The following is a 13,463-nucleotide window of genomic DNA, read 5'->3' on the forward strand; positions in this document are numbered from 1 at the left end:
TGCTGCGGCTTGCGCAGCCTGCTGGGCGGCAATGCCGCGCGCCATGATGGCCAGATTATTGAGGGAAGTCTGTAGTTGCTGGTTGGCTTGCTGCTGTTGCAAGGCCGGGTTGGTGAGCGACGAGGCCGGCATGCCGTTGGGCAGGTAGCCGGTGCTGGCCGCACTGCTCTGTGCCGCACCTTTGGCTGCGAACCACGCGCTGCTGAAGGCTTGCTGCGCATGCGCGCTATGCCAGGCGCCGGTCGCCAGGATGAGCGCCACCGCATGCGCCAATGGCGCAGATCTGAAGGCACCCGATTCTTTGAACCTGATCGAGCGATAGATGGTTTTCCGATGATTGCTTGCGCCGCGACAGCCTTTGTTCATGTAATTTCCCGCCTTTGAATGAGTCAATGCCGTACGCCTGTTTTTGTTTTTGCGTATGCCATACCTATCAAGCCTTCGGCAAACAAACCACTACATGTCTGCGTCCTGCTTCCGATACGTCAAGACGAACGGCAAGCAAGCGACCCGCAGATTATTTGGCACTCATTTCATGCGTAGCGTAGGAAATCATGCACAAAAAAAATGACACCGATACGATGTCATTTTCCTGTCATAAAAAAGGCCGGGAATATTCTCTCCAGCCAACGTAGAACTAACTCAGCAAATACAAACCGCCCGGCAGAGACCGGGCTTGCAAGTCGAAAGAACGCTGCAGTTGCGACAGCGCGAGGTCCAGCGACGCGATGTAAAAACTGCCGCTCACCGGCTTGTTGCGCACGGCGTCATTCATGAGAACGACCTTGCCCGGACGATAACGATTGATCTCGTCAATCACCTTGCCCAATGCAACCTCGTTGAACTTGATTTCACCATGACGCCAGGCCGAAATCAGCTGCGGCTCGATCATGGCGATACCGCTGAGCGCACGGCGGTCGTAGACTGTTTGCTGGCGCGCAGTCAAGGTCCGCTCGCCGGCAGGATGGCTGACCGAAACGGTGCCGGCAAGACAAGTGACGCAAACCTTGCCCTCAAGGTAGCGCACCTCGAAGCGCCCTTCGCTCGAGGTGCTTTTCCCCACACCGGCGCTCACGGAAAATACCCGGCCGGCGCTCGCCAGATCGACTGCGGCTTCACCGCCCAGCAATTCGATACCGGCGACCTGATCGGCGACGACTTGGCGGCGAATGCTGGTTTGCGTATTGAGCGTAAGCTGTACACGCTCATTGAGTTCGAATGAGCGTTGTTCGCCAATGACGGTGCGGTCATCCGCGCCCCATTCGCCAGGCGCCGCCCACAAGCCGAACGGCGGATGCACCACCGCAACGGCGGCAGCGGCCGCAGCGGTTATCGCTGTACCCATGAACAGACGCCGCCCTGGCTTGGCAAGCCTGGGGTTGTTTTTTTTCCCTTCAGTTATTCCCAAGTCGGCGGCGGCGACAGGCGCCATCGCGCCCGATGCCGACTTGACCAGCTCCCAATGATGCCGCACCGCACTGAATGCCGCCTGATGTTGCGGACTGGTGCGCACCCAGCGTTTGAATCCGTCCAGGTCCCATTGCCTGACATCGCCCGAATGAAGCAAACGCAGCCAGACCCAGGCTTGTTCTTCAAGCCCTGCGTCGGGAGATATCTTGTTGTTCGGATGTGTCTTCATTCTATGGAATACCTGCTTGCAATGGCCCACTGTGATCGTGGATGGAACCGTTCTTTCGCCGCCTCCAGATCCTATGACGAACGACGGCATGGGGTAACCGCAGATATTTATTCATTTTTTCTTTGGGTGACCAGGAAACCATGCGCTTTCTTCAGATCCGACTCGACCGTGCGCAGAGAAATATCCAGGCGCCGGGCCACCTCCTTCTGCTCCATGCCATCCCAATGCACCATGTAAATCACTTCCCGCTGGCGCTTGGGCAGGCGCTCGATATGGCGCAGCACGGCTTCGATTTCCGAACGGGCTTGCACGATATGCTCCGTGCCGGGAGCAGGATCGGCCAGTTCGATGACTTCGTTGATCTCGTCCAGCGATACCGAGCGCGACTGCCGCCGCTGAATATCTATCGCGATGTTGACCGTCATGCGCAGCAGATAGCCGGCAGGATTGTTTATCGTTTCTTCCTCTTCCTTGCTCTGCAGGCGCAGCCAGGTGTCCTGCAACGCATCGCCAGCCAGATCGCTGCTGCCCAGCACGCGCGACAGACGCGACTTGAGGCTGCCATAGTGCCTGATCAGGTAATCAACCAGGCTGGAAGTGGCTTGCTCGCTCATTGCCCGGTTTCCTGGCTACCGCCATCGCACCGCGCACTTGCCTCGGCATCGTTCGGTACGATCAGCATGGTGAGCGGTTGCGGCAAATCGGCTGGCGGCGCCAGGTCCATTTTTGTTTGTTGCAAGACGCCCAGGACCGCCTTGTCCCTTCCGGCATCGCCGGTGGAAGCCAGCAGCGCCGGCTGCCGGATCTGCCCGACGGCATCCACGCGGAAACGCAACAAGGCGCGGTATTGCCCCGGCGCCGCGTTTGCGCTGCGGCATAGCCTCTGCCAGACATGTTGCTGCAAGAGCCGCGAATATGCCGCCCAGCGTTGCGCGCCTTTGTCTGCCGGATTGTCCGGCGCGGCCTTCAGGATAAAGGCGTGCGAACCACCTGAATTGAATTCCTCTGCAATCAGCCCGCTTCCCTTGAGAATGAGATGCAGCGCGGCCTCGGCGGAATAGACGCCCCGGATCGCCGTCGATGTGCGATCGGCAACCAGTTCGCTGCGAAATAGCGTGGGATGGCGCGTGAGAGTGGCGTATTGTTGCAGTGCCGACAATAGCGGAACAGACCCGATGTCGAAAGAAAACAGTTCGGCTTCGTCTTGTTCGTTCTGCCCGGGAGATACCGATTGAACCACCGTCTGCGTCGCGAAAGCGCCTGCATTTACCAGGCACCCTGTCAGCGTAAGCACACCGACCAATGCCGAACTAGCTGTCATGGCTCGAAATAAAGTGCGACCAGTTGAAGGAATCGAGACGCGTGCATACCACGCGGAATGAACGCGGATTGTATTCGCCCAAAATGACAGTTCAATGACACCGATACGCGTCGGCCGGCTGGCGATGCACTATGGAGCGATAAATGGCAACGGCAAAGAAAAAGCGCCGGGATGCCCATCCCGGCGCTTTTAATTGACGGCAACTCGCTGCATCACAGTCCCAGCAAACGCTTCTCCTCGCTGGTCAGCCGTGATTTCTGCTGGTCGCTGATGCGCCCCTGGCCAAGTACCTGCACCGGGCTGTTCGCATCATACCCATCGCGTGCGACGGAACCGGGTAGCGCAGCGGCCGGGGCCTCGTTGCCGAAGCCCAGTACCCGCACCGTGAAGATCGACGGCAAGGCCTGGCGCGCTTCATTGCGTGCGCGCTGCACGGTATCCTGCGCTGCCGCTGCCGCCGAACTCGCTGCTGCGCTGGCATTGGTCAATGCACCGACATTCACCGCTGCGATCATTGGAATCCCGGTGGCTTTGCCCTGCACCTGGATATTGGCGGCGTTCACTACCTGCAGCGCCGCCAGGTTGACGTTGCCCGATACCCGGATACCCGCTTCGCCGGCATCGATCGTGCCCAGCGGAGCGATCAGGTCGATGTCGCCGGCCGGCACTTCCGGAATCGGCGCCAGCGTCGCGATACCGGCGCCGTTCGACGGCACTTGCGGCGACAGCGTGACATCGCCTACGTTGTCGTAGATACGCTTGGGCGGCGTGTACAACACTGTCGTCTTGGCGCCGCGGCCGGCATTGATGTCGCCTTGCGCCGACCATGCCAGGATATCCCCGCCGAATGTCGTCATCACGCGCGACAATCCCAGCAACAGGCTTCCCTGCGAGTAGATCAGGATGTTGCCTTCGCCTTGCGTCATCAGGCCGGCATCTGCGCCGGGCGCCAGCCCCTCGGAGCCGACCAGAACCTTGCCGCCCGGCGCCAGCAACTGAATATCGCCGCCGAAATCCGTATGGATGAAACTGCTGTCGATGACATTTGAATTGGCTTCTTTGGCGCTGAACATAATGATGTCGCCCTGGTACTTCGTCCCCGGGAAAAGCGTCGAGATCGCTTCGCGGCCGCGCAGATACGAGCCGTAGCGGCTGCTGGCAGGGTCATTGTATTCACGGCCGGCCAGGCGCAGTTCATCGTAATAGACCTGGCGCAGGAAAACACGTTGCTGGGCCGACGGCAAGGCCATGAAATAGGCAAGCGCATCGTTCTTGCCGCCGCCATAAGCAAAGCGCTGTTGCAGCCATGCATAGAGTTCGTCCCCGTATGTCTTGGCGACCTTGCCCGGCTGATTGGCCAGCGGCCCGCTGCCGGCGAGGTTGGCAGGATCGAGATACTGTTTCGCAAAATTCGTCCAGTCGACCTGGCCGATGCCAGGTGCGCCGCTGCCCAGTCCGGCCTGCAGCACGATGGATGCGCCGGCGCGCCGGTCGCCGATGACCATCGGCCCCAGGCTTTCGAAACTGGATGTCGATCCTTGATAGATATTCTTGCCTGCGGAAACTTCCAGCGTGCCGGGGCCGGCCATCTGGAGGCTTGCGTAAATGATGTTGCCGCCTGCGGCAATCGTCGAGATATCGTTGACGCTGTCCTGCAGCACAACGCCATTGAAATTCACGATATCGCCACCGGCCGCAATTTGCACCGGTTTGGCCGCATGATAATTCGTCGTCAGCAGATTCTGGCCGCCGACAGATTGAGACTTGATATACGTCTCGCCGTAGCGCAGATTATCGATATCTCCGTTTACCGCGTAGATATGCGACATGATCCCGCTGGAAACCACGCTGTTGTCCGAGATCGTGTTCGCCCCGAATACGAAGGGCGTCCCCCCATTGCCCAGGGACTGGAACTGGTTATTGTCATAGGCGTAGTCGTAAACGCTCCACGATCCCGAGCTGTCGGTCAGATTATTCGGGTCTCCCCAGTAGTTGGAAGCCAGCGTATTCCATGTTCCCTGGCCTGATGACTGACGCAAGACCCATCCCGGCTTGAACGGCGTGGCGAGCGTGCTGCTCGATGTCGCCAAAGGACCGATGGCCGCAAGGGCGAAAGGATTCCCTATGATTCCGCCCTGCGCCAGCAGCTGCAGTTCGCCGCTGGAAGAAGGCATCATCATCGTGCGGCCGTCATAGCTCGGCGTCAGGTACAGGCTTCCGCTGGCAGCCGTGGCGCGCAGGATGGCGGGCAAGATGCTGCCCGTCGCCAGCGGCGACGCATTGCCCCCGGCTGCAAACAAATTGACGGCCGTCCTGTCCGTCCACAAGCTGAACCAGCTTGCGCCGCGGCCGGCCACCGAACCATTGCCGGCATCGGTTTCCGTGCGCAGGCCTACGCGTCCCGGATCGGTCACATCCCCTATCGCGAGATCGCCGCGCACATTGATGTTGACCACGCCGTCGCCCGGTGCGAATGAACCGCCGGGAAGCGCTGTCATCGCATACGGCGTCAAGGTATTTGCCGGCCGGGGATCCAGCAGCTTGTCAGCGCTATAACCGAAGCTGGTGGCGCTCAACGTACCGAACGATCCTGCGTTGACATTGATATCGCCGCGCACGTTGACGAACTGGTTGCCGCCGGTGCCGACATTGCCGCCGGCGATCACCGACATGTTGCCGCCGCCGGTCTGCGCCAGACTGCCGTCCGGCATGACGCGCCCGCTGCCGCCGATGGCAACGATGATGCCTCTGCCTGCGTTGCCGATGTCGCCGCCGGCCTGGATCGTCACGTTACCGCCGCCCAGCGCGCCCAAACCGACGAACGCCGCGAGACCGCCATAGGGCGCAAAATATGTCGATGGATAATAATCCGCAACATAACTGCCGAAATTAATGCCCCAGGCGGTGGCTTGCCCGATCCCGGCCCCGCCTTGCCGCCACAGCCAGTCGCCGACGACACCGTAAGGTTTCTGGGTGCCGAAGGCGGTGTAGGATGCCGGCGCTCCGACGATGTCTCCCTGGGCGCTCAACGAGAAATTGCCGCCGTGTTCGGCGTAATACATGCGCTCGGTTCCCAGGGTCGCCTCATAGGCGGCATTGGCGGCTCCCAGCACCGTACCGTCCGGCAATAATGCGCGCCCCAGGTTGTAAGCGACATTGACGGCGCTGCCCGTCGCGGCAATCGATGTGCCTGCGGTGTACACGCCATACAGAGATTTCTGCTGGTAATCGCGGCCAGCCAGAATTTCCAGATCGCCGGTGCCGGTGCGGATGACGCTGATGCCGGCGCCCTTGTTGCCGCTGCCGTAGACATTGATGTCGAACGGATCGTTGAGCACCACGTCTCCGCTTCCGGCTGCCGTCAATGCGCTCAGCGATTGCAGCGCCCGGCTGTCCGCGCCGCTCAGATCGGCGCCGCCGACCAGGCGCATGGACCAGGATTGCGAACCGGGTGCGAGCATCGGCGCAATCGCCCAGATATCCTTTCTTTCTCCCGACGCCGCCGTCGCAGTGACGACGAAGGTACCGGTAGGCAAAATAGCGCCAGCGGGCAAATTCATCACTGCGGAGGTCGTCGGCGCGCTGAAAAATGCCAGCGAATTCCCCGCCGGCCACAACACCGGCCGGGCCCGCAGCACGAATTGCCCGGTTGCCGCAAACGCCATGTTCATACCGGCCTTGATGATGGAACCGGCTTTTACTAGCCGCTGCTGGTTCGTCCAGCTTGCGGGGATCGTTGTGCCGGCGCGCATCTGCACGCCATTGACGACCAATATCGATCCATCCGGATTGGTAATGTTGCTCGCCAGCGTGGCGCCCCCCAGCAACGGCACATTCTGGTTGACAGTGACATCGACCGGCAGCGGATGCGTATTCGACAACACCATGGCTCCGCTGAGCGTGACATCGAAATTCAGGGTTCCGGCTGTCGGCAGCCTGGCGCCGCTCTCCAGTTTCAAGCCGCCGGTCGGCACCGTGTAATTGCTGGTCAGGGTGGCGTTTGAAAACACCGTGGCAATCAGGACATTGTCCGGCGAACCTGGCGGCGGCGCAAAACCGTCGCTGATGCTGCCGTTGATGCTGAGTTTTCCACCGGCGCGCAATGTCATCACGCCCGCCTCTCCCGAGCCGCGCACGGCAGGGTTGGCATTCGGGCCATAGCGATAGCCGGACAGATCGAGATCGCCGGAAGTCGACAAATCGCCGCTGGAGGCAATTTCCACGCCCGGCCGCAGATGAAATGCGCCGCCATAGGCTTTCAGGCCGGCCAGGCGATTTTGCAGCGAGGTATTGCTCCATGCTGCGTTGATGAAAACGCGGCTGTCCGCATCCAGCGCATCGAGATAAGCCTGATCCACCGTGCCGCCTGCGGCCAGCGTATAGGTACGGAAACCATTGACGCCGATATTGCCGGCGCCAAGAATATTGACATTGCCTGCAGCATCGATCGCGATATCGCCGGCGCCGTCGCTGCCCATGCGCTGCGCATTGAACGACAGCTTGCCGCGCATCGCCGCATCGGCGTCGCGCAGATCGATGGTCGCTCCCGGCCTGACGATGATGTCGCCCTGGGATGAACTCAGCGCCACCTGCGCCGTATTGCCGGCCTCGATGGGCGCGCCGTAACTATCGGTTTGCAGCTGCGTACCATGCGCATCAAGCACCGAACCGGCATTGAGCGTCAATGCATCGCGCGCCGCCAGCCTGATGACGCCGACATTTTTCCCGCTGGCGTCGATCTTGCCGTTGACGGTCAGGCTGCCGCCGTCCGCCGAGATCGATATGTCATGCGCACGCACTTCGTCGCCGACAACAAGATCGCCGCGCTTGATGGCAAAACTACGCGCACCGAAGAAGCCGCTTTGGTTCAGCATCTGATTGAATGCGGAGAAATCGCCGACACTTTGCGCCTGCACCGAAAGACGGCCGCCTTCCCCGCCTGCCGACATGCCATTGATACTGCCGCCCAGGCTGATGACGCCTTGTGCAGCATCGATCGCCGACACGGAAACAGAACCGGCATTGTTGTTGCGGGCAGAGACATCGATCAGCGAACCGGCCGCCTGAACGACATTTCCGTGATCGCTGCTGATGATCAGATCGCCGCCGGCGCTATATTGCATCAGATCGTAAAATGCGATGCCGCGGCCCGCCAGATCGATGCGCGAGCCCGCGCCCAGCGTAACGTTCTGCACGGCGTCGAGCGTCAGCTTGCCGCTCGGCAGCGCGACCGTCGTATCGAGATAAATGGTGTTGCCCCGCAAACTCAGGCTTCCGCCCAGATCCTGCTGCCCGGCGCTATCGCCGGCCACTCTTGCGCCCGCGGTTGCGATGATGGCGCCACCTGCCGCGTAAGAAAAATTCGTCCCCTTCTCTACCGTCAGCACGGGGGCATTCAGGTGCAGATCGCCTCCTTGCAAGGCTCCCGACGCATCGCGCGTCTGTCCGAGCGACAAGGTACTGCTGGTGTTGCTGCTGATTTTTTCCGCGTTCAGATTGAGGGCGGAAAAACCGAGTGCGACACGGTCGAGCGTGACGCCGTCGGTCGGGCGGCTATCGATATCGTAGCCGAACAGAATTTCCCGGGCATTGATCGTCAGCTGGCCGCTGCCGGTTCCGGCACCGCCTGCGATGATGGCCGCAGGCGCTTTGCTGCCATAAGGACTGGACGCCGTACCGTTGCCGGTGCGAATGCCGTTCCAGATAAACCTGTCGGCCTTGATGCTGACGCTGTCGGTGGCGGCGCCGGCGCCGTAAATGGCGGGCGTATTCACCACCAGGCGCAAATCATGGCCGGCGCTGCGTCCGGTCGCGTCCAGAGACAGGTCGCCAAACAGATTGATCGCGCCGCCGGCTGTCAGCGTCAGTTGTTCCAGGACCGGCGCACCGGCGGTAGAAGACGGTCGCAGCAGTTTATCCAGAACGTCTTGCGACAAATTCCAGCCGGCCGGCAACACTCCCGCCGCCTGTGCTGCTGCAAGCTTGACGGCGTCGCCTGCGTTGATCTGATCTTGCGCGACGGTGAGATAGCGGGCGCCGAAGTTGACGTCGCCCATCGTCAGGCCGCCCGGCGCAGCCAGAACGACGCTGCCTTCCGTCAGCAGCGATGCGCCGCTTTGCACATTGATGGAAGAATTGCCGACCACCGGCAGGAAGTTCAGCCAGCCGTTCGATACCGCCAGCACCGCAGGTCCGTTCGTAGTAGCTTTCTCGGAGTAGACATTGCCGAATACATAGCCCAGGCGGGAATCGAGGCCGCTGCTGCCCATGCCGCGCGTATCGATGATCGCACCGCCGCTGACATTGACATTGTTGCCGATCAAGAACACTTCGCCGGCCCTGATGGTCGCACCGTCGAGGACATTGGTCGTCCCAAAGCCGTTGAAATAAATACGGCTTCCGGTGCCCGAGGCCGTATCCAGGTAATAACCGTAGTAACCGCCCAGAAACAGCGTCGGCGCCTGGAATTTGTTCAGATCGGCGCTGGCAATCGAGGTATGGCCGGCAACCGGCGTTGCACCCGGCGCAGTAATGTCGAGCGCGCCGCTGGCCGCCGATACCATCAAACTGCCGCCGATGCCGTCGCCTGCGCCGTCAAACCGCGCCGTTCCGGCGAAAGAAAGCTTGTCGGTGACATTGCCTGTGAAACCCAGCTCCAATATCTTGCCGTCTTCCGGCAAACGCGGACGAACGCCGCCGAACTGGGTCGCCTGGGTGCGCGCAAAAGTGTCGTAACTCGTTTCGTTATAACTGGCATAGCGACGCAACATCTGCCCCGAAGTCAGTATGACCTGCGTCGGCAGGGCGTCGAGAATGCCGGTGTTGGCGATGCCAAGCATCCCTCCGGCCAGATACGAGCCGTTCGGCAATACCGTCGTCGCCGGTACGGCGGCGCTGTTGCCGGCACTGAGTTCTACGCGAAAAGCGCCGGGCAGCATTGCATAACTGGATGGCAGCAGCGTATAGGTACCGGCCGCCAGGCCCGGCACGCCTTCGCCGATGGTGATCTGGCGGCCGATGTCCGGATTGCCGGCGCCATTGCTGGCGATCAGCGGTGCATACTGCGAGGCATATCCCGGCAAAATGGCGTACACCTGATTTTTGCCGGAGCTGATGCCGCCATTGAAGGGATTGCCATTGACCAGCGCGGTCTTGAGCATATCGACCGAGCCGCCGCGGCCACTGACAAAACCTGCACCCGCCAGCACGCCGCCGCCGCTCAGATCCAATACGGCGCCGGACTCGCCGACAATCGAGCCGGCATTGACGGAAATACCGGTCGTCACATAATCGGAGCCGTTGCGATTGATATGCGTCGCGCCCAGATCGACCAGCGTACCGTCGATGCCTGTATAAGTCACGCCGTCGGCAGTGCCGCCAAAGGACAGGATCAGGCCTTGAGCGCTGGCCGACGTCAGACTGCCGCTGCGGAAGATGACTTTGCTGGTCTCGGGAGGAACGGTGACTGTGGTGTTGGTGCCTTTATTGAACGAAATCAGGCCCAACGGCGCACGCAGAACCCCGCCCTGGTCGATCGTCGGCGCAACCAGAGCGACACTGCCGAACACCGAGGCCGGTATCGCAGGCGCCGCTCCGCCATTATCGTCGTTACCGCGTATGGTGATTGCGGCATCCGGCAGAAAAGCTGCCTGGCCGATACCGCCGTACATGTTGCTCGTCAACACCAGGCCGGCGCTCAGGATCGCGTTGACGCCGCTGATCGGATAGATCTGTCCCGCCTTCAGGTTCAGATTGCCGCCGACAAAGACCGACGTATTGCCCAGGCGGATATCCCCTGCGCTTTGCAAGGAAACGTTGCCGAATCCCAGCGCATCGACAATGTCTGGACCGCTGGTGTGCGTAGAGTCATCCGTAGAAGGCGCTGGGGTGGAGAAATCCAGACTACCGCTTCCCTGGTGCGCATGCATGCCAAAGCGGAGGTCGCCATTGACATCGATCAGATCGGCCTTGACCGTCAGATTACTGTTGCTGGTACGTATGCTCGTACCACGCTCGGTACTCAGGCCGGGATAATAAACGCCGTACGGCGCCGATCCCGCGCCGTAACCGTCGAGCCTCACATAAGGCGCCGACAGCGTCACATTGCTGTGCGACGATCCTTCCGCTGCGGTGTACACGCCCGCCAGAGCCAGGCTGCGTCCCAGCGACAGATTGATGTCGCCCTTGAAGCGCAACAGATCCGACGTGCGCAATGATAAGGAGTCGAAACCACCTGCCTGTATTTGCTCCACGCTGATGGCTGCCTGCCCGAACAACAGCGCCGCATCGCCTTGCCCCGGCGCCAGCGATCCGTTCAAACCACTGGCCTCGCGCTGCTGCGTCAGCGTAATGTTGCGCAACGCCTGCAACTGCGCAGGTATCGTACCGATGCTGCCAGTCGCACCGGCAACAGGCGCGCCCACGCCGTAATAACGGCTGACCAGATCAAGGCTGAGCGAACCGCCCGATGCCCCCGCTCCGCCCGCAGCCGCGCGCAGATCGCCATCGAGATAGATCCCGCTGTTGGAATGCAAAACGATTGCACCGCCGCTGCTGGCGACCTGTACTTGCTTGCTGCCGTTGCCGTTTTGCACGTCAAGCATTGCCGTGGTGCCTGATGCATCCAGCAAGGCGCCGGGACGCACGATGATGAAAGCATCGGTCGCGTAGCCATCCGCTCCGCCGCCGCCCAATATAATCGTGCCGCCAGCGGCCACCGTGCCGTAGCGATGTCCGGCCGGATTGGTCACGGTTGCCGCCTGCGCCGACACATCCAGGACGCCTTCGCCGCCGATCCAGATGGAACGCGTCAGGGAAAAATCGCCGTAGCCGCCGGACGCCAGCGGCGTGCTGTTCAGATCTTGCAGGCTATTGATGGTGATGTTGCCGCTATGGGCTGTCATGCGTCCGTCGACGGTAGCCTGGCCATTGGCATAGATATTGATGGCATGGCCCGGGTCGACGGTGATCGATGCATTGCGCTGCAAATGGAAGTCGCCGCCGGTCGCCAGCGTCAGATCGGCGCCGATGCGCTGCGTGAGCTGCCCCTTGGCCGGATTGTCGAGGTAAGCCGGCGGTTGCCACACAGCGGCGACGTCCGCCGGATTGCTCCCGCTGGCGGCAGCGTAGCTGCGATCTGTGAAACGATAAACCGGCACCGCCGCGACCAGGCTGGCGCCCTGATCGATCTGCATGCCGGCCATGCCGGTGATGTCGTAGCCGGTAAAGCCGGACTGCAGCAACGCCGGGTTCAGTGCCAGTACCGGGCCCGATATCGTCCCGCTGCGGCTTGGATCGTTGCTGAAAAATATCGTCTGCGGCGCCAGTATCTTCAGCGTGCCGCTGCCATTGAAACCGAAGGCGCGCACGCTGCCGTCGAATACCAGCGGCGCACTGCGATCGGTAATCGCGTAATCGACAGAGTAGCCCCGATGACCGTAATCATTGGTCAGCAAACTGACATTGCCGCCGGCGCCGCCCTTCGCTTGTCCGCTTGCCATGATCGACGCACCCGCGGAAACATCGAGCAGGCTGCCGGTCGCCACCGTAATGCTGCCCGTGGTATCGAGGCTGAGCGTGCCGCCATTGATATAAGGCAGCCCAGCCGGCGCCGATGGATTTTGCGCGATGTTGGCCCATACCCCGCGCAGGTCAAGCACGCTGCCAGTGGCGATATTGATGCCGGCCTTGCCGTTGCCATCGGTCAAGGACCACCATTGCTCGGCCTGCCCCACGCCCAACACGCCATGCAGCAGATTGCCCATCGAGATATTGCCGCTGCGCACGGTGATGCCGGCATGGATGTCGATCTGCGGCGCAACAAAATTCAGCGCGCCGCCGTTCGCCAATTGCAAAGATGAATTGACTGCGATTGTTCCAGCGCCTGCAACCGACAAACCACCCAGCCCTTGTGCATTCAGCCATGCCGCATCCAGCCATGTCGTGCCGCTGCGGCCGGCAGGCAGCACGTCATTCAGCGACAATCCCTGCGTGACGCCCGCCACATTACCGAACAGCACATCGGTATTGAAGCCGCCGCTCAAGCCATACGCGCCATACTGTCCGATCATGAGCGCGCCCGGCAATGCCGCCGTGCCCTGCCCCAGCTTGTAACCGTCCGTCACGCCCGCCACCCTGGCCTGGTTCTGCTGCGGTCCGTTATACACACTGGCAACAATGGCGCCTTCCAGTACCGCCGTCGGCGCACTCACCATCAGCCGTCCCGCATCGCGCCCCACCGTATAGCCGTTCTGCAACAGCCGTTGCGGTCCGATCAGCGGATTGCTGTAATACGCCGTGGCCGTCTTGCCCCAGCGCGCATGCAGATCCTCAAAGCCCTGGTACACCCCCGTGTAGCTCAGGTTCGCCGGCGCCTGGCTGGCGTTGTAGAGCTGGCCGTTGCTGCCGGTGAGCCAGGTCTGGTTGATGTAACCGGTCGCCACGTTGATCGTCCCGCCCGACAGGTTCACGTTCGAGCCCGCTTGCGTGATCACTTCGGCCCCA

The 13,463-nt window shown here is 61.4% G+C and carries 5 protein-coding genes; all 5 read right to left on the bottom strand.

The window, feature by feature from the left end:
- The coding region (locus tag AKL28_RS21895) for a hypothetical protein (protein WP_156226438.1) at positions 1-366 on the bottom strand (366 nt) is incomplete at its 3' end.
- A gap of 271 nt (positions 367-637) precedes the next feature.
- Positions 638-1,639 (bottom strand): FecR family protein, encoded by a 1,002-nt coding sequence (locus AKL28_RS21900; RefSeq protein ID WP_050470440.1) that lies wholly within the window; start codon positions 1,637-1,639, stop codon positions 638-640.
- A 107-nt stretch (positions 1,640-1,746) separates the two neighbouring features.
- Positions 1,747-2,253, bottom strand: coding sequence for an RNA polymerase sigma factor (locus AKL28_RS21905; RefSeq protein ID WP_050470441.1), 507 nt, complete (start codon positions 2,251-2,253; stop codon positions 1,747-1,749).
- Complete coding sequence (locus AKL28_RS21910; protein WP_156226439.1) at positions 2,250-2,960, bottom strand: STN domain-containing protein; 711 nt, start codon at positions 2,958-2,960, stop codon at positions 2,250-2,252. The genes AKL28_RS21905 and AKL28_RS21910 overlap by 4 nt, the downstream gene beginning before the upstream one ends.
- A gap of 212 nt (positions 2,961-3,172) precedes the next feature.
- A complete protein-coding gene (locus AKL28_RS21915; RefSeq protein WP_050470443.1) occupies positions 3,173-13,453 on the bottom strand; it encodes a filamentous haemagglutinin family protein in 10,281 nt (3,426 codons plus the stop codon).
- Between the last annotated feature and the right edge of the window lie 10 nt (positions 13,454-13,463).

The sequence above is a fragment of the Herbaspirillum chlorophenolicum genome (genome assembly GCF_001189955.1).
GTDB lineage: Bacteria > Pseudomonadota > Gammaproteobacteria > Burkholderiales > Burkholderiaceae_D > Herbaspirillum > Herbaspirillum chlorophenolicum.